The organism is Bradyrhizobium sp. ORS 375, from assembly GCF_000239775.1.
Classification (GTDB): Bacteria; Pseudomonadota; Alphaproteobacteria; order Rhizobiales; family Xanthobacteraceae; genus Bradyrhizobium.
The window spans coordinates 33492-50602 of the sequence record NZ_CAFI01000455.1; the positions used below are offsets into that span (position 1 = coordinate 33492).

The window sequence follows — 17111 nt, forward strand, 5'->3', positions numbered from 1 at the left end:
AGCAGCTGCACGAAATGGTATCATCATCTGCCGCCCCATTGACCGAGGTGCTGCTTTTGTGGCCTAGTCCGCCGTCTTGAAACGACGCGAATCCTCGAAAATTACAAGCGATTCCATGACATCCGAACGCTACAACGCCCGTGAAGCCGAGCCGCGCTGGCAGCGCCAGTGGGACGACAAGGCGATTTTCGCCACCAAGAACGACGATCCGCGTCCGAAATACTACGTACTCGAGATGTTTCCCTATCCGTCGGGACGCATCCATATCGGCCATGTCCGTAATTATACCCTGGGTGACGTGCTGGCGCGGTTCATGCGCGCCAAGGGCTTCAACGTGCTGCATCCGATGGGGTGGGACGCGTTCGGCCTTCCGGCGGAGAACGCCGCGATCGAGCGCAAGGTCGCGCCGAAGGCGTGGACCTACGACAACATCGCCGCGATGAAGAAGCAGTTGCGCTCGATCGGCCTGTCGCTCGACTGGGCCCGCGAGTTCGCGACCTGCGATCCGTCCTACTACAAGCACCAGCAGAAGATGTTCCTGGACTTCATGCAAGCCGGGCTGGTGGAGCGCGAGCAGCGCAAGGTGAACTGGGATCCGGTCGACATGACCGTGCTCGCCAACGAGCAGGTCATCGACGGCCGCGGCTGGCGCTCCGGTGCGGTGGTCGAACAGCGTGAGATGAACCAGTGGGTGTTCAAGATCACGAAGTACTCGCAGGAATTGCTGGACGCGCTCGACGGGCTGGATCGCTGGCCCGACAAGGTGCGGCTGATGCAGCGGAACTGGATCGGCCGCTCCGAAGGCCTGCTGATCCGCTTCGCGCTGGATCCGAAGACTGTGCCGGCTGGCGAGACCGAGCTGAAGATTTTCACGACGCGACCGGACACGCTGTTCGGCGCCAAATTCATGGCGATCTCGGCCGACCATCCGCTGGCGCAGGCGGCCGCCGCCAAGAATCCCGAGCTCGCCGCGTTCATCGCCGAGATCAAGCGCATCGGTACCGCGCAAGAGGCGATCGACACCGCCGAGAAGCAGGGTTTCGACACCGGCATCCGTGCCGTGCATCCGTTCGACCCGAGCTGGACATTGCCGGTCTATGTCGCGAATTTCGTGCTGATGGAGTACGGCACCGGCGCCATCTTCGGCTGTCCGGCACATGACCAGCGCGACCTCGACTTCGTCAACAAATACGGTCTCGGCAACACGCCGGTGGTCTGCCCGGAAGGACAGGCCCCCGCGAGCTTCGTCATCACCGACACTGCTTTCGACGGTGACGGCCGAATGATCAACTCGCGCTTCCTCGATGGCATGACGATCGCGCAGGCCAAGGACGAAGTCGCGAAGCGGCTGGAGAGCGAGCAGCGTGGCGGCTCACCAGTCGGCGAGCGCCAGGTCAATTTCCGCCTGCGCGACTGGGGCATCTCGCGGCAGCGCTATTGGGGCTGCCCGATCCCGGTGATCCACTGCGCCAAATGCGATGTCGTGCCGGTTCCGGCGAAGGACCTGCCGGTAGTGCTGCCTGACGACGTCACCTTCGACAAGCCGGGCAATGCGCTGGACCACCATCCGACCTGGAAGCACGTCACCTGCCCGAAATGCGGAGGCAAGGCGACGCGTGAAACCGATACCATGGACACCTTCGTGGATTCGTCCTGGTACTTCGCGCGCTTCACCGATCCGTGGAACGAGGCTGCGCCGACCACGCCTGCGGTGGCCAACCGGATGATGCCGGTCGACCAGTATATCGGTGGCGTCGAGCACGCGATCCTGCATCTGCTCTATAGCCGTTTCTTCACCCGCGCGATGAAGGCCACCGGTCACGTCGCGATGGACGAGCCATTCGCCGGCATGTTCACGCAGGGCATGGTGGTGCACGAGACCTACCAGAAGGCCGACGGCACCTACGTCAATCCAGCCGACGTGAAGATCGAGGTCGGCGGCAATGGCCGCCGCGCGGTGCTGACCGCCACCGGCGAGGACATCACGATCGGTCCGATCGAGAAGATGTCGAAGTCGAAGAAGAACACCGTCGATCCCGACGACATCATCGAGAGCTACGGCGCCGACGTCGCGCGCTGGTTCATGCTGTCGGACTCGCCGCCGGATCGCGACGTGATCTGGAGCGACGAGCGGGTTCAGGGCGCGGCCCGGTTTGTCCAACGCCTGTGGCGGCTGGTCAACGAATCGGTCGCGGCCTCCGCCGAGGCCCCCTCCTCCCGCCCGGCCACGTTCGGCCCGGACGCGCTGGCGCTGCGCAAGGCCGCGCATGGCGCGCTCGACAAGGTGACCGGCGGCATCGAGCGGCTGCACTTCAACGTCTGCCTGGCGCATATCCGCGAATTCGCCAATGCGCTGGCCGACGTGCTGGGCCGGCCGGCCAAGCCGGCGCCGGACCTCGCCTGGGCGATCCGCGAGGCGGCCGGCATCCTGGTGCAGCTGTTCTCGCCGATGATGCCGCATCTCGCCGAAGAATGCTGGCAGGTGCTGGGTCACTCCGGGCTGATTTCGGAAGCCGCCTGGCCGCAAATCGAACGAGATTTGCTGGTTGAGGACAGCATGACCCTGGTGGTGCAGGTCAACGGCAAGAAGCGCGGAGAAGTCACAGTCGCCAGCAACGCGCAGAATCCGGAAATTGAGTCTGCCGTTTTGGCCCTCGATGCAGTAAAACTGGCGCTGGACGGCAAGCCCGTCCGCAAGGTGATCATTGTTCCCAAGAGGATCGTGAATGTCGTCGGCTAGGTTTCGGATCGCTGCGCGGCTGATTGCTGTGGCCGCCCTGGCCGGGCTGACGGCCGGCTGCTTCCAGCCGATGTATGCCGAGCATGCCGACGGCACCCCGGGCCTGCGCGACAAGCTGATGGGCGTCGAGCTGCCGCCGGTCGACAAACCGAACGCCTCGCCCGAGGCGCGCATCGGCGTCGACATCCGCAACGCGCTCGCCTTCAAGCTCTACGGCACCGCGACCGGCACGGCCCCGACCCACAAGCTGGTGCTGAAGTTCCAGACCAGCCGGTCATCGCTGATCGTGTCGCAGACCACCGGCCTGCCGACCACGGAGAATGTCGGCATCGACGTGCAGTACAATCTGGTGGATCTGGCGACCAACAAGTCGGTCATGACCGGCACGACCTTCGCGCGCACGTCCTATGACATCCCGGGCTCGTACCAGCGCTTCGCCCGGCAGCGCGCATTCCGCGACGCCGAGGATCGCGCCTCCGAGGAGGTCGCCGAGAAGATCAAGACCCGGCTCGCGGCCTTCTTCACCGCGGGCACCTGACGCACGGCTGACACCGCCGTGGTCGCGCTGCGCGGACGAGACATCGACGCCTTCCTTGCCAAGCCGGATGCGGCTCGTCCGCTGATCTTGTTGTACGGCCCGGATGCCGGCCTGGTCCGCGAGCGGGCCGAGGCACTGATCGCGTCCGCCGTCGATAATCCCGACGATCCGTTTTCCGTGGTCCGGCTCGATGGCGACGAGCTGGCGGCCGAGCCGTCGCGGCTGGTCGACGAGGCCATGACCGTACCGCTGTTCGGCGGCCGCCGCGCCATTCGCGTCCGCGCGGGATCCCGGACCTTTGCCAGCGGCGTCGAGACGCTGAGCCAGATGAATGTGCGCGACTGCCGCATCGTCATCGAGGCCGGCGACATCCGGCCGGACTCACCCTTACGCAAGATCTGCGAGAAGGCGGCGAGCGCGGTGGCGATCGGCTGTTATCCGGACACCGAGCGTGACCTCGCCAAGCTGATCGACGACGAGCTGCGCATGGCCAGCCTGCGCATCGCGCCCGACGCCCGCGCCTATCTGATGGCGCTGCTCGGCGGCGACCGGCAGGCCTCGCGCAACGAGGTCCGCAAGCTGACGCTGTTCGCCCATGGCGAAGGCGAGGTGACGCTCGATCATGTGATGGCCGTGGTCGCCGACGCCTCCGAGATGAAGCTCGACCCGATCGTCGACGGCGCCTTCGGCGGCAAGCCCGATGTGGTCGAGACCGAGTTCGGCAAGGCGATGATCGCCGGCACGTATCCCGGCGTCATCATCTCGGCTGCGCAACGACATGCCGCATGGCTGCACAAGTCGGCGCTCGCGGTGGCCGCTGGCACGCCGGTATCGAGCATCCTCGAAGGTGGCTTCCCGCGGCTGCACTTCTCGCGCAAGCCGAGCGCGGAAACAGCGCTGCGCAACTTCTCCCCTACCCGCTTGCTGCCGATCATCGACCAGCTCGCGACCGCCGCGCTGGAGATGCGCAAGCAGCCTGGACTCGCGGCCGCGATCGCGCAACGGACGCTGCTGTCGATCGCGGTGGCGGCGCGGCGCAAGGGGTGATCGTGGGCGGCAGGCTGGCGCGCTGAAGACGACGTCGAGAGCTTCGACTCGAATGAATTTTTCAGCCCGAGTGGACCGTCAGCCCGTGGGGATCCGAGACCGCTCTCCAACCTCCGCCGTCATTCCGGGGCGCCCGAAGGGCGAGCCCGGAATCCATCGGGCCGCAGCACCTTCCGTGACATGGATTCCGGGCTCGTGCTGCGCGCGCCCCGGAATGACGGAGGAGAGCGCCGGGGTTCGCGTTGGGCAGCCACTGTCAGGACAAACCGTCGTACACGCTGTCGTCAGTTGAGTAGCTCTTCCAGTCAGTAGCTCGTCAAGCCCGGCCATGACGAGGGAGAGAGCGTCTCAATAGCTGAAAGAAATTAGGCCGAGCTCATCGGTGCCACGATGAAGTAAGCGCCGCGCCCTCACACCTAACCCTGCTCAAGCCGCCGCATCACCTCGTCGAGCTGCTCGAGGCTGCGGTAGGTGATCTGCACCGTGCCGCCGGGATCGCGGTGGCTGATCGAGACGTTCAGGCCGAGCGCATCGCCGACACGCTTCTCCAGCGCGATCGTGTCGGCGTCCTTCTTTTCCGCCGGCGCGCTGCCGCCCGCGCTGCGCGGCTTCTGCGGCTTGCGCTCGGGAACGCCTTCCTCATGCGCGAGCGCCTCGGTCTGGCGGACGTTCAGCCCTTCCGCAATGATCTTCTTCGCCGCCGTCAGCGGGTCCGGCAGGTTGATCAGCGCGCGCGCATGGCCGGCCGAAATCTCGCCGGTGGCGATGAAGCCCTGCACCTCCGCCGGCAGCTTGGTGAGCCGCATCATGTTGGCGACGTGGCTGCGGCTCTTGCCGACGATCTTGGCGATCTCTTCCTGATTGCGTTTGAACTCGTTGGCAAGCGCGTGATAGCCCTGCGCCTCTTCCATCGGGTTGAGGTCCTCGCGCTGCACGTTCTCGATGATTGCGAGCTCCAGCGCATCGCTGTCGCTGACATCGACCGGGACGATCGGGACTTCGTGCAGGCCGGCGGCCTGCGACGCCCGCCAGCGCCGCTCGCCCGCGATGATCTCGAAGCGGTCCTGCTGGCCCTTGATCGGACGCACCACGATCGGCTGGATCACGCCGTGCTGCTTGATCGAGGCCGAGAGCTCGGCGAGCTCGCCGTCGGAAAACGTCTTGCGCGGATTGCGCGGGTTCGGCTTGAGAAACTCGATCGGCACCTTGCGCTGATTGCGCGGCCGCTCCGGCGGCGCGCCGGCCTCGCGGTTCACGTCACCGATCAGACTTGCCAGGCCCCGGCCCAGACGCGATCGCGACTCCTCCGCCATCGCCTTCTCCTTTGGATTCACGTCACGCTCCACTTGCGTCTGCTGCCGAACCGCGGCCTCGGCGCAATGAAAGGGGATTGCGAACCCCGCCTCCGGAATTCGCCGTCATCCCCGACTGAGGACCGGCTGACTCGATGTCAGCCAGAGATATGGCAACTGATCAGTTGGCGCGCAGGTCGCGCTCGCGCTGGATGACCTCGGTCGCGAGCTTCAGATAGGCCTCGCTGCCGACGCACTTGAGGTCATAGACCAGCACCGGCTTGCCATAGGACGGCGCTTCGGAGATGCGCACGTTGCGCGGGATCATCGTGTTGTAGACCTTCGATCCCATGAATTGACGGACGTCGGCCACGACCTGGTTGGACAGGTTGTTGCGCGAGTCGAACATCGTCAGCACGATGCCATGGATCGACAGGTTCGGGTTCAAGGTCGAGCGCACCTGCTCCACAGTCTGTAAGAGTTGCGACAGACCTTCGAGCGCGAAGAACTCGCACTGCAGCGGCACCAGGATCGCATCCGAGGCGGCCATCGCGTTGACGGTCAGCAGGTTCAGCGACGGCGGGCAGTCGACCAGCACATAGGTGTAGTCGTTCTCCGGCGAGACGTTGTTGTTGAGGCCGGCGATCGCGTCGCGCAGGCGGAAGGCGCGGTTGGCGCTGGTGCCGAGCTCGAGCTCCAGACCCGACAAGTCCATCGTTGAGGAGGCGATGTGAAGGCGCGGCACGGCGGTCGCAACGACGGCGTCGCGCAGCGAGGCCTCGCCGATCAGCACGTCGTAGGTCGAGCAGTTGCGGCTGCCGCGGTCGATGCCGAGACCGGTCGAGGCGTTGCCCTGCGGATCGAGATCGACGATCAGCACGCGCTCGCCGATGGCGGCCAGCGCGGTGCCCAGGTTGATCGCGGTCGTCGTCTTGCCGACCCCGCCCTTCTGATTGGCGAGCGCCAGGATGCGCGGATGCCCCTCCGGGTGCGGAGCCCTATCTTCTTGATAAATCTGATCAATTACGGACATGCGCAGTCGCCATGGTTGTTGCGGCGGGAGTTCAGCCTTGTCGCTCGATGCAATCGATTGCGACGATCCAGCCCTGCCCGCCCGTCCGGCTGGAATGAAGTTTCGGCTCAATTTTCCAATACTTAGTAGATTCGGTCAATTCCGCTTCTACATCTTGACCCTTGAGAAACAGCGCTTTCGCGCCTTTTTTTACCAAGGGCTCCGCAAAGCCGATGAGTTGGTGTAGCGGAGCCAGCGCGCGTGCGGTCACGCAATCGACTCGCCCGCTCCACTTCTCCACGATATCCCCGATCTCTGACAAATGCACTGTCCCAGGTGAGCCGGTGACGCGAATTGCTTCGCGCAGGAAGGCCGCCTTCTTGGCGATGCGCTCGACCAGATGGACCTGCGCACCGGGCCGTTCGGCGAGCGCACAGGCGAGCACCACGCCGGGGAAGCCGCCGCCGCTGCCGAGGTCGACCCAGATCTTGGCCTCGGGCGCGAGATCGAGCAGCTGCAACGAATCCGAAATGTGCCGCGTCCAGAGATGCGGCAGGGTCGACGGCGCGACCAGATTGGTCTTGGCCTGCCACTCCAGCAGCAGCGCGATGTAGCGATCGAGGCGCTGCTCCGTTTCACGTGAAACGGGAGTCAGCGCCAGGGCTGCGGCCTTGTCGGATGCGAGCGCATTGTGCGCGGTCGCGGACGTTGCTCGTTTCACGTGAAACGTCCTCAGCTCGCAGCCTTGTTCCGCCGGGCTTCACGGCGGAGATAGGCAGCCAGGATCCCCAGTGCCGCCGGCGTCATTCCATCGATGCGACCCGCCTGCCCGATCGTCCAAGGCTTCGCGGCGGCCAGCTTGGCGCGCGCCTCGTTCGAGAGACCGGGGACCATCGCGTAGTCGATGTCCCCGAGCACCAGGCCCTCGTCGCGCCGGAACGCGTCGACATCCTCGCTCTGCCGGCGGACGTAGACATCGTATTTCGCATCTATCTCAAGATGGGTGGCGATGGCCGGATCGATCGCTCCGAGCTCCGGCCAGATCGATCTCACCCTCGCAAAGTCGATCTCAGGATACGCCATCAGCTCGAACGCCGAGCGGCGCTGGCCGTCGCGGTTGAGCGTGAGCCCATGCTTGGCCGCCTCGTTCGGCGTGATCGTCAGCGACGTCGCCACGCCACGCGCCGCCTCGAGCGCCGCCATCTTGCCGCGGTGAAGACGCGCCCGCTTGCCTCCGACACAGCCGAGCCCGATGCCCTTGTCGGTCAGCCGCTGGTCGGCATTGTCGGCCCGCAGCGTCAGACGATACTCCGCGCGTGACGTGAACATCCGATACGGCTCGGTGATGCCGCGCGTGACCAGGTCGTCGATCATGACGCCCAGATAGCCATCGGCGCGATCGAACACGATCGGCTCGCCGCCGCTGGCGGCCAGCGCCGCATTCAGCCCGGCGACTAGACCCTGCGCGGCCGCCTCTTCGTATCCCGTCGTCCCGTTGATCTGGCCGGCCAGGAAGAGTCTCTTCATCCGCTTGGTCTGCAGGGTCGGCTCCAGCTCGCGCGGATCGACGTGATCGTATTCGATGGCATAGCCCGGCCGGATCATTCGCACCCGCTCGAGGCCGGGAATGGTCGGCAGCAGCGCCAGCTGAACCTCCTCTGGGAGCGAGGTCGAGATGCCGTTCGGGTATACCGTCGTATCGTCGAGACCTTCCGGCTCCAGAAAGATCTGGTGGCCGTCGCGATCGCCAAAGCGGACGATCTTGTCCTCGACCGACGGGCAATAGCGCGGGCCGGTCGACTTGATCTGGCCGGAGTACATCGGCGAGCGGTGGACGTTGGCGCGGATCACGTCGTGGGTCGCGGTCGTCGTCCGGGTGATGCCGCACTGGATCTGCGGCGTGGTGATCCTCTTGGTCAGCACGGAGAACGGCTCCGCGGGATCGTCGCCCGGCTGCATCTCGACTGCGGCCCAGTCGATGGTGGTGCCGTCGAGACGTGGAGGCGTTCCGGTCTTCAGACGACCTAGATTGAAGCCGATGGCTTCGAGGGAGCGCGACAGGCCGAGCGCCGGCGCTTCACCGACCCGGCCGGCCGGCCAGGTCTTCTCCCCGAGGTGAATGAGGCCGCGCAGGAAGGTGCCGGTGGTGATCACCACCGCGCCACAAACAAAGGACCGGCCATCGGCGAGCTTGATCCCGGTCACGCCGCCATCGCCGACCATCAGCTCATCGGCTTCGCCCTCGATCACGGAGAGATGGACGGTCTCGCGGATCGCAGCCTGCATCGCGGCGGCGTAGAGCTTCCGGTCAGCCTGGGCGCGGGGACCACGGACAGCTGGTCCCTTCCGGCGGTTCAGCACCCGAAATTGGATGCCGCCGGCGTCCGCCACCCGCCCCATCAGACCATCCAGAGCGTCGACCTCCCGGACCAGGTGCCCTTTGCCCAAACCGCCGATCGCGGGATTGCAGGACATCGCGCCGACGGTCGCGAACTGGTGCGTGACGAGAGCCGTCCGAGCGCCCATGCGCGCGGATACGGCGGCGGCTTCACAGCCGGCGTGGCCACCGCCAATGACGATGACGTCGTAGGATGTCAGGTGCTCGGTCATGTCAGCTATCTAGCGGTTGACGGCAACGCCCGGAAGACGTTTCACGTGAAACAGAAGGATGGGCAGCGGCAGCGTGTTTCACGTGAAACACTGCGCCCAGCCCCACATGCTTGTTTCACGTGAAACAGCTGAGAAGTTCCAGCGCATCTGTTTCACGTGAAACGTTTGACGATAGGTTAACCAAGCAATCTCTCATTAAGCATATTCGTGCCTATCCCGATCTCCGCGACCTATTTCCCGATGCAGAATTCGCGGAAGATCAGATCGAGCAGATCCTCGACATCGACCCGCCCTAGCAAGCGGCCCAGCGCGAGTGCCGCGATCCTCAGCTCCTCGGCGACGAGCTCCTCGCCGCGATCGACGGCGCCCAAACTCTGTCGCAGCGCATCGGCCGCTTGTCGAAGCGATTGTCTCTGACGCTCCCGCGTGATGAGCCCGCCCTCGGTCGAACCAAAGAAGTCGCGGGCAAACCCCACCAGAGCGTCCAGCAGCACGGCCATCCCTGCCCCGCTTCTTGCGGAGATCCCAAACGCCCGGCTCGCTATGGGCCCGGGCTCGATCGATTCCTCCGCCCCCTCCAGATCCCTCTTGGTCCGGACCAGCCAGACTGGGGTGTCACCTTGACGCTCCACCTCGGTGCGGTCGTGCTCCGACAACCAGAAAACCAGGTCGGCATGAGCCGCGCGGTCCCGCGCCCGCCGGACACCCTCCTGCTCGACCGGATCATCGGTCTCCCGGATCCCGGCTGTGTCGATGACCGTTACCGGATAGCCGTCGAGATCCAGCTGAACCTCAATGAGATCCCGCGTGGTCCCGGCATGCGGCGAGACGATCGCCACCTCGCGCCGCGCCAGCTGGTTCATCAGCGTCGACTTGCCGGCATTGGGTGGCCCGGCGATGACAACAGTGAGACCGTCGCGGAGACGCTCAGCCCGCCCCTCCGCGGCCAGCACCGCTTCGATCTCCTGCAGGAGCTGTTCAACCCGCGACAAGGCGGGCGCCATCAGCTCGGCCGGGACATCGCCTTCGTCCGAAAAATCGATCCCCGCCTCGATCAGCGCCGCGGCTTCGATGATCTGTTCGCGCCAGCTCCGCGCCTTGTCGCCGAGAAGACCTTTCAACTGGCGCAGCGCCTGGCGCCGCTGCCGGTCCGTGTCGGCATGGATCAGATCGTCGAGCCCCTCGGCTTCGGTGAGATCAATCTTGCCGCTCTCGAAGGCGCGCCGTGTGAACTCGCCCGGCTCGGCCGGACGCAAGCCGGGCATCCCCGACAACACCGTGAACAGCGTCGCGAGGACCGCGCGGCTGCCATGGACATGGAGCTCGGCGACGTCCTCACCGGTGGCGCTGGCCGGTGAAGGAAACCACAGCACCACGGCATCGTCGATCGGCTCGCCGTGGCTGTCACGAAGCAGCGCCCGGGTGGCCACCCGCAACGCCGGCATCTTTCCCGCCAACATCTGAAGAGCTGGGCCGGCATGTGGACCAGAGAGACGGACGAGAGCAATCGCACTCGGCAGCCGCCCCGAGGACAGCGCGAAGATGGTCTGGTCGTGAGGATGCATGACGTTCAATTGGGCTCGGCGGCCCAGAAAGACAATCGGTTTGCGCCGGCATGCTTTACGCCGGACAGGCTCCTGGAGGGGCGCGTTGATCGCTCACCAAACCGGCGAGCTAGGTGGGGCGGATTTATCCACGCGCCGACGGAAGTGGAGAGAATACCCTGGCATCCAGCTCGCACCCATGAGCCGAACCGTCCTCAGCGCGGGCTATCGCGTATGGCGATCAGAGTCTTGTGCTCATCTCTCTCCACACCGTCATGGCCGGGCTTGTCCCGGCCATCCACGTCGTTCGGCATATCGAGAACCACGTGGATGCCCGGGACAAGCCCGGGCATGACGGCGTAACTCATTTGCAGGATTGCTCGCCGCGACAGCCCTGCATCCCCATACGCAACAGCCCCGCCTTTCGGAGGCCGGTGACTTTCGCGTTGATCTCGAATTCGGCACGGCGGCGCAAATATTTGCGCGAGGCAGTCACAAACAAAAAGGGCGCTCCAAAGAGCGCCCTTTCCAAATTGCGAGATCGTCCCGATCAGGTGTTCATCGACTCGAAGAACTCGGCATTGCTCTTGGTGCTGCGGAGCTTGTCGAGCAGGAAGTCGATCGCGTCCATGGTGCCCATCGGATTGAGGATGCGGCGGAGGACGTACATCTTCTTGAGGTTCTGCGGCTCGGTGATGAGCTCCTCCTTGCGGGTGCCGGAGCGGGCGATGTCGATCGCCGGGAAGGTCCGCTTGTCGGCGACCTTGCGATCGAGAATGAGCTCGGAGTTGCCGGTGCCCTTGAACTCTTCGAAGATGACCTCGTCCATGCGGCTGCCGGTGTCGACCAGCGCGGTCGCGATGATGGTCAGCGAGCCGCCTTCCTCGATGTTGCGGGCGGCACCGAAGAAGCGTTTCGGGCGCTGCAGCGCGTTGGCGTCGACACCGCCGGTCAGCACCTTGCCGGAGGACGGCACGACGGTGTTGTAGGCGCGTCCGAGACGGGTGATCGAGTCCAGTAGAATGACGACGTCGCGGCCGTGCTCGACCAGGCGCTTGGCCTTCTCGATCACCATCTCCGCGACCTGGACGTGACGGGCCGCCGGCTCGTCGAAGGTCGAGGACACGACCTCGCCCTTCACCGAGCGCTGCATGTCGGTGACTTCCTCCGGACGCTCGTCGATCAGCAGCACGATCAGGTAGCACTCGGGGTGATTGGCCGTGATCGAATGCGCGATGTTCTGCATCAGCACCGTCTTGCCGGTGCGCGGCGGCGCGACGATCAGCGCGCGCTGGCCCTTGCCGATCGGCGCGACGATGTCGATGACGCGCGGCGACAGATCCTTGCGGGTCGGATCCTCGAGCTCGAGCCGGAAGCGCTCGTCGGGAAACAGCGGCGTCAGATTGTCGAAATTGACCTTGTGCTTGGACTTCTCGGGATCCTCGAAGTTCAGCGTGTTGACCTTGAGCAGCGCGAAGTAGCGCTCGCCTTCCTTCGGGCTGCGGATGTGACCCTCGATCGTGTCGCCGGTGCGCAAGCCGAAGCGGCGGATCTGCGAGGGTGAGACGTAAATGTCATCCGGACCCGGCAAGTAGTTGGCGTCCGGTGAGCGGAGGAAGCCGAAGCCGTCGGAGAGAACCTCGACGACGCCTTCGCCGATGATGTCGGTTTCCTGGATGGCGAGCTGCTTGAGGATGGCGAACATCAGCTCCTGCTTGCGCATCGTGCTGGCGTTCTCGACCCCGTTTTCCTCCGCGAAGGAGACGAGCTCGGCCGGCGTCTTTGACTTGAGGTCCTGTAGTTTGATTTCCCGCATTGGGGGTGGTCCTGTGGAAGCGACTTGGGAGGGATGCGAGGTGGCTGTGGGAAGGCGGACGAAAATGAGGTCCGCAGGTCTGAGCAAGGTTGGCGCCAATGAGGCACCAGACCTGATGCGGCGGCCGGTCAAACCGGAACGCAACCACATCCGCCTGCGTGGGGTGGGATGCTCTCAATATAGAAAATTGCGCCGCCGTTCGCAAGGCATCTCGGGCGGAGCGGTATTCTCGGGGAACAGATCAGAACGGCTTGACGATTACGAGAATCACCACGCCGATCATCAGCACAGTCGGTACTTCATTGATAATCCGATAGAATTTTTGGCTGCGGGTATTTTGATCGGCGCCGAATTCCCGCACCCAGCGGGTAAACAGGCCATGGACGCCCGACATGATCAGAACCAGCAGGAACTTCGCGTGAAACCAGCCGCTGGTATACCAGTGCCCGGCCCATACCAGATAGAGACCCGCCAGCCAGGTGACCGTGATCGCCGGATTGATGATCGCCTTCAGCAGGCGACGCTCCATGATCTTGAAGGTCTCGGACTGCTTCGAGCCGATCTCCGCCTCGCAATGATAGACGAACAGGCGGGGCAGATAGAGCATGCCGGCCATCCACGCGATGACGGCAATGACGTGCAGCGCCTTGATCCACTCGTACATCGGATGTCGCGATCCCTTAACCGGCTGGTGACCATTGGGAGGCGAGACATATCCGCTGGCTCGATCGCTTCCAAACCAAATAATTTTAGAATCTTAGGGTTTGAGTCTAGGTAGCGGTGGATTGGACTCATGCAATGCCGTCCGCAGATTGCCAGCCGTTTGTTCACATCCTTCAACAGGCCGGCATCGCCTGAGGGCTCTGGCGCGAGTCCGATGTGATTCAAATGCTTGCCGAATTCGATCGACAGCTTATCCCAAGACAAACCAACCTCGTCCCGATATCATCAGGCAAGCGGCTCGAGTTGTCCCGGACAGCGACCATGTGAAGAATAATCGGGGTTATCCAAAGGGGGCGGACCACGACCGCTTTTTGGCCCCATCCTTCACAGGGATTCACAGATCGTTAAGGATTTGATGCCCACCACCGGCAATTACTTTCACCTGCATCTGGTTTCCGATTCGACCGGCGAAACCCTGATCACGGTTGCGCGAGCGGTCGCCGCGCAATACGCCAATGTGACCCCCGTCGAGCATGTCTATCCGCTGGTCCGCAGCCAGAAGCAGCTCGATCGCGTGCTCGACGAGATCGAGGAGGCGCCGGGCATCGTGCTGTTCACCTTGCTCGAGAAGGATCTGGTCTCCAGGCTCGAGGCCAAGTGCCAGCAGATCAACATCCCGAGCCTGTCGATCATCGGTCCGGTGATGCAGTTGTTCGAGGCTTATCTCGGCGCCTCGACCGCGGGGCGGGTCGGCGCGCAGCACGTGCTCAACGCCGAATATTTCGCGCGCATCGATGCGCTGAACTACACGATGCTCCACGATGACGGCCAGATGGTCGACGGGCTGGAGGATGCCGATGTCGTGCTGGTCGGCGTCTCCCGGACGTCGAAAACGCCGACCTCGATCTATCTCGCCAACCGCGGCGTGCGGACGGCCAATGTGCCGCTGGTCCCGGGCATCCCGATTCCGCATCAGCTGGAGACGTTGAAGAAGCCGCTGGTGGTCAGCCTGCATGCGACGCCCGAGCGGCTGATCCAGGTGCGGCAAAATCGTCTGCTCAGCATGGGTGCGGAAAGCGGCAACGAGAATTATGTCGACAAGCAGTCGGTGACCGATGAGGTCGCCTATGCGCGCAAGCTCAGCGCCCGGTTCAACTGGGTGATGCTCGACGTGACGCGGCGCTCGATCGAAGAGACGGCGGCGGCGATCCTGAAACTCTATTCCGACCGGCAGCGGCAGCGTCTGCCGGAATGAGTGACTGCGATGACCTTATGGTGTGGTGACGAGCCGCTGGTGCTGGCTTCGCAGAGTCGAGCGCGCCGCATGCTGCTCGAGAATGCGGGCCTCCCGTGCGAGGCGGTGCCGGCCGAGATCGACGAGCGCGCGATTCAGGCGGAGACGGGATTGATCGCGCCCTATGAGATCGCGCTGCACTTGGCGACTGCCAAGGCGAAGGCCGTCTCGGCGTTGAAGCCCGGCTCATACGTCGTCGGCGCCGACCAGACGCTGGCGCTCGGCGAGCGCATGTTCAACAAGCCGGCGGGACGGCAGCAGGCCATGCACCAGCTGCTCGCGTTGGCCGGTCGGACCCATGCGCTGCATTCGGCCATATCGGTCGTCCGCAATGGCGAGGTGCTGTTCTCCCATGTCGCCGTGGCCTGGATGACCATGCGGACGCTCACCGAGAGTGATGTCGCCTGCTATCTCGACACGGCCGGCCAGGCCGTGCTGTCGAGCGTCGGGGCCTATCAGCTCGAAGGGCTCGGCGTGCATCTGTTCGACCGCATCGACGGCGATCACTTCACTATCCTCGGCCTGCCGCTGCTGCCGTTGCTGGGTTTTCTCCGCGAGGCGAAGCTGCTCAAATTCTGACGCAGCCGAGGCTGATCACTGGGAGCGAACGCGGATGAGAGTGCTGGGTCTGACCGGCTCGATGGGCATGGGCAAGTCGACGACGGCGAAGCTGTTCGCGGAGGCCGGCGTTCCGGTCTACGACGCCGACGCCACCGTACATAAGGTCTATGAAGGCGAGGCTGCGCCCGTGATCGAGGCCGCCTTTCCTGGCACGACCGTGAATGGGAAGGTCGATCGACCGAAGCTGTCGGCGAAGGTGGTCGGCAATCCCGACGCCATTCGCCGGCTGGAAGCGATCGTGCACCCGATGCTGCGCTCCTATCACCAGGCGTTCCTCGACCAGGCGGAGCAGTCGGGCGTACCGGTCGCGGTCGTCGACGTGCCGCTGCTGTTCGAGACCGGCGGCGACAAGCGCGTCGATGCCGTCGTCGTGGTGTCGACCTCGCCGGAGATCCAGCGTCAGCGGATCCTGGCGCGCGGCACCATGACCGAGGAGGCGCTCGATGCTCTCCTGGCGCGGCAGATGCCGGATGCGGAGAAGCGCGCCCGCGCCGATTTCGTCGTGGATACGTCCAACGGACTCGACCCGGTCCGCGAGCGCATCCGCGACATCCTGGCCGAGGTCGTTAAGATGCCGCGGCGGCGCGGCTGATTCGAAGGCGCCGTTGCAGCGACGGACCAAGCCATGCGTGAGATCGTTCTCGATACCGAAACCACCGGCCTCGATGCCCTGCGCGGCGATCGCCTGGTCGAGATCGGCTGTGTCGAGATCATCAACCGCATGCCGACGGGGCAGGTGTTTCACCGCTACATCAATCCCGAGCGTGACATGCCGGCGGAGGCGTTTGCCGTCCACGGACTGTCGAGCGAGTTTTTGGCGGACAAGCCGCTGTTCCACGAAGTGGTCGAGGATTTCCTCACCTTCATCGGCGACGCGCCGCTGGTGATCCACAACGCGTCGTTCGACATCGGCTTCATCAATGCCGAGCTCGATCGCGTGAAGCGTGCGGCGATCCCGAGAGAGCGGCTGGTCGACACCTTGCTGCTGGCGCGGCGCAAGCATCCGGGCGTCTCTAACCGGCTCGACGATCTGTGCTCCCGCTATGCGATCGACAATTCCCGCCGCACCAAGCATGGCGCTCTGCTCGACGCGGAGCTGCTGGCCGAAGTGTATGTCGATCTGGTCGGGGCGCGGCAGTCGCAGCTGATCCTGACGCAGGATGCGCAGGAGATCCGCATCGGCAACGCCGGCGACACGCCGCGGCGTCAGCGGGACGTTCCGCTGGTTCCCCGGGTCACCGAGGCCGAGCGGGAGGCGCATCGCGCCTTCATTGCCACCCTGGGCGACAAGCCCATCTGGATGGAATTTCTTCCGGGAGCGTGACCCGAGCCAGGCTCGGATCACCTCCGTCGATCACGTCGAAGTATGGTCTAACGGATCAGCTCGGGCGACCCTGCGCGCCCTGGGCGGCGGCCTGACGTTCCATGTTCTGGCGGTACAGGCTGACGAAGTCGACCGGGTCGAGCATCAGGGGCGGGAAGCCGCCGTCGCGGACCGAGTTGGCAACGATTTCGCGGGCGAACGGGAACAGCAGCCGCGGGCACTCGATCAGCAGCATCGGCGACAGGTGCTCCTGGGGAACGTTGACCAGCCGGAACACGCCGCCATAGACCAGCTCGAAGCTGAACATCACCTGGGTGCCGCTCTCGGCCTTGCCCTCGATCGTCAGCGTCACTTCGTATTCGGTTTCGGCCAGCGCGTTGGCGCCGACGTTGATCTGGATGTTGATCTGCGGCGGCTGGCCCTGGGGCGCCAGCGACTGCGGCGCGTTCGGGTTCTCGAACGAGAGGTCCTTGATGTATTGCGCCAGCACGTTCAGTTGAGGAGGAGGGGCCGCCTCGGGAGTGGCGCCGTTACCGTTGGTCATCGAAGTGTTCTCCTGGCACAAAGGGCGGTTCGTTGCGGCGCGTGGCTACCATAGGGCCGGCTCGTT

15 protein-coding genes are annotated in these 17111 nt (G+C 64.5%); 7 read left to right on the forward strand and 8 right to left on the reverse strand.

What is annotated here, in order from left to right; genetic code table 11:
* The first annotated feature begins 115 nt into the window (after nucleotides 1-115).
* From leuS to holA, 3 genes are read left to right on the forward strand one after another with little or no spacing between them, the layout of a single operon-like run.
* The gene (leuS, locus tag BRAO375_RS30875) at nucleotides 116-2740 is read left to right on the forward strand and encodes a leucine--tRNA ligase (RefSeq protein ID WP_009031351.1); all 2625 of its coding nucleotides are present in this window, start codon (nucleotides 116-118) and stop codon (nucleotides 2738-2740) included.
* Nucleotides 2727-3278: an LPS assembly lipoprotein LptE gene (gene lptE / locus BRAO375_RS30880; RefSeq protein WP_009031352.1), complete on the forward strand. Its 552-nt coding sequence runs from the start codon at nucleotides 2727-2729 to the stop codon at nucleotides 3276-3278. The genes leuS and lptE overlap by 14 nt, the downstream gene beginning before the upstream one ends.
* 18 nt (nucleotides 3279-3296) lie before the next feature.
* Nucleotides 3297-4325, forward strand: a complete 1029-nt coding sequence (holA, locus tag BRAO375_RS30885; protein WP_009031353.1) for a DNA polymerase III subunit delta — start codon at nucleotides 3297-3299, stop codon at nucleotides 4323-4325.
* A gap of 416 nt (nucleotides 4326-4741) precedes the next feature.
* On the opposite strand, the gene BRAO375_RS30890 is transcribed toward holA, so the two are convergent.
* The 7 genes from BRAO375_RS30890 to hemJ all read right to left on the reverse strand — a co-directional run bounded on the left by BRAO375_RS30890 (nucleotide 4742) and on the right by hemJ (nucleotide 13263).
* Nucleotides 4742-5638: a ParB/RepB/Spo0J family partition protein gene (locus BRAO375_RS30890; protein ID WP_035643153.1), complete on the reverse strand. Its 897-nt coding sequence runs from the start codon at nucleotides 5636-5638 to the stop codon at nucleotides 4742-4744.
* Between the two features lie 160 nt (nucleotides 5639-5798).
* On the reverse strand, nucleotides 5799-6650 hold the full coding sequence (locus BRAO375_RS30895) for a ParA family protein (protein ID WP_008962283.1): 852 nt from the start codon (nucleotides 6648-6650) through the stop codon (nucleotides 5799-5801).
* A gap of 31 nt (nucleotides 6651-6681) precedes the next feature.
* Nucleotides 6682-7350 carry a 16S rRNA (guanine(527)-N(7))-methyltransferase RsmG gene (rsmG, locus tag BRAO375_RS30900; RefSeq protein WP_009031355.1) on the reverse strand — a complete coding sequence of 223 codons (669 nt, stop codon included), beginning with the start codon at nucleotides 7348-7350 and terminating at the stop codon, nucleotides 6682-6684.
* A gap of 11 nt (nucleotides 7351-7361) precedes the next feature.
* On the reverse strand, nucleotides 7362-9239 hold the full coding sequence (gene mnmG / locus BRAO375_RS30905; protein ID WP_009031356.1) for a tRNA uridine-5-carboxymethylaminomethyl(34) synthesis enzyme MnmG: 1878 nt from the start codon (nucleotides 9237-9239) through the stop codon (nucleotides 7362-7364).
* Nucleotides 9240-9469: 230 nt separating this feature from the next.
* On the reverse strand, nucleotides 9470-10804 hold the full coding sequence (gene mnmE / locus BRAO375_RS30910; RefSeq protein ID WP_009031358.1) for a tRNA uridine-5-carboxymethylaminomethyl(34) synthesis GTPase MnmE: 1335 nt from the start codon (nucleotides 10802-10804) through the stop codon (nucleotides 9470-9472).
* Nucleotides 10805-11333: 529 nt separating this feature from the next.
* The gene (rho, locus tag BRAO375_RS30915; RefSeq protein WP_008965552.1) at nucleotides 11334-12599 is read right to left on the reverse strand and encodes a transcription termination factor Rho; all 1266 of its coding nucleotides are present in this window, start codon (nucleotides 12597-12599) and stop codon (nucleotides 11334-11336) included.
* 241 nt (nucleotides 12600-12840) lie between these two features.
* Nucleotides 12841-13263, reverse strand: coding sequence for a protoporphyrinogen oxidase HemJ (gene hemJ, locus BRAO375_RS30920; protein WP_009031360.1), 423 nt, complete (start codon nucleotides 13261-13263; stop codon nucleotides 12841-12843).
* 414 nt (nucleotides 13264-13677) lie between these two features.
* Here hemJ and BRAO375_RS30925 point away from each other — a divergent pair, with 414 nt between their 5' ends.
* The 4 genes from BRAO375_RS30925 to dnaQ are packed head-to-tail and all read left to right on the forward strand — an operon-like array spanning nucleotide 13678 to nucleotide 16501.
* Nucleotides 13678-14517 carry a pyruvate, water dikinase regulatory protein gene (locus tag BRAO375_RS30925; RefSeq protein WP_009031362.1) on the forward strand — a complete coding sequence of 280 codons (840 nt, stop codon included), beginning with the start codon at nucleotides 13678-13680 and terminating at the stop codon, nucleotides 14515-14517.
* 9 nt (nucleotides 14518-14526) lie between these two features.
* Nucleotides 14527-15135: a Maf family protein gene (locus BRAO375_RS30930; RefSeq protein ID WP_009031363.1), complete on the forward strand. Its 609-nt coding sequence runs from the start codon at nucleotides 14527-14529 to the stop codon at nucleotides 15133-15135.
* A 34-nt stretch (nucleotides 15136-15169) separates the two neighbouring features.
* Nucleotides 15170-15769 (forward strand): dephospho-CoA kinase, encoded by a 600-nt coding sequence (gene coaE / locus BRAO375_RS30935; protein ID WP_009031364.1) that lies wholly within the window; start codon nucleotides 15170-15172, stop codon nucleotides 15767-15769.
* Between the two features lie 33 nt (nucleotides 15770-15802).
* Nucleotides 15803-16501, forward strand: a complete 699-nt coding sequence (gene dnaQ / locus BRAO375_RS30940; protein WP_009031365.1) for a DNA polymerase III subunit epsilon — start codon at nucleotides 15803-15805, stop codon at nucleotides 16499-16501.
* Nucleotides 16502-16556: 55 nt separating this feature from the next.
* On the opposite strand, the gene secB is transcribed toward dnaQ, so the two are convergent.
* Complete coding sequence (gene secB / locus BRAO375_RS30945; RefSeq protein ID WP_009031366.1) at nucleotides 16557-17045, reverse strand: protein-export chaperone SecB; 489 nt, start codon at nucleotides 17043-17045, stop codon at nucleotides 16557-16559.
* Nucleotides 17046-17111 lie beyond the last annotated feature (66 nt).

What these genes read in the sequence shown, in the direction of transcription:
- lptE (WP_009031352.1), top strand. Translation starts at nt 2,727, where the DNA reads ATGTCGTCGGCTAGGTTTCGGATCGCTGCGCGGCTGATTGCTGTGGCC.
- mnmE (WP_009031358.1), bottom strand. Translation starts at nt 10,804, where the DNA reads ATGCATCCTCACGACCAGACCATCTTCGCGCTGTCCTCGGGGCGGCTG.
- hemJ (WP_009031360.1), bottom strand. Translation starts at nt 13,263, where the DNA reads ATGTACGAGTGGATCAAGGCGCTGCACGTCATTGCCGTCATCGCGTGG.
- leuS (WP_009031351.1), top strand. Translation starts at nt 116, where the DNA reads ATGACATCCGAACGCTACAACGCCCGTGAAGCCGAGCCGCGCTGGCAG.
- BRAO375_RS30930 (WP_009031363.1), top strand. Translation starts at nt 14,527, where the DNA reads ATGACCTTATGGTGTGGTGACGAGCCGCTGGTGCTGGCTTCGCAGAGT.
- BRAO375_RS30890 (WP_035643153.1), bottom strand. Translation starts at nt 5,638, where the DNA reads ATGGCGGAGGAGTCGCGATCGCGTCTGGGCCGGGGCCTGGCAAGTCTG.
- dnaQ (WP_009031365.1), top strand. Translation starts at nt 15,803, where the DNA reads ATGCGTGAGATCGTTCTCGATACCGAAACCACCGGCCTCGATGCCCTG.
- rho (WP_008965552.1), bottom strand. Translation starts at nt 12,599, where the DNA reads ATGCGGGAAATCAAACTACAGGACCTCAAGTCAAAGACGCCGGCCGAG.
- BRAO375_RS30925 (WP_009031362.1), top strand. Translation starts at nt 13,678, where the DNA reads ATGCCCACCACCGGCAATTACTTTCACCTGCATCTGGTTTCCGATTCG.
- secB (WP_009031366.1), bottom strand. Translation starts at nt 17,045, where the DNA reads ATGACCAACGGTAACGGCGCCACTCCCGAGGCGGCCCCTCCTCCTCAA.
- coaE (WP_009031364.1), top strand. Translation starts at nt 15,170, where the DNA reads ATGAGAGTGCTGGGTCTGACCGGCTCGATGGGCATGGGCAAGTCGACG.
- mnmG (WP_009031356.1), bottom strand. Translation starts at nt 9,239, where the DNA reads ATGACCGAGCACCTGACATCCTACGACGTCATCGTCATTGGCGGTGGC.
- BRAO375_RS30895 (WP_008962283.1), bottom strand. Translation starts at nt 6,650, where the DNA reads ATGTCCGTAATTGATCAGATTTATCAAGAAGATAGGGCTCCGCACCCG.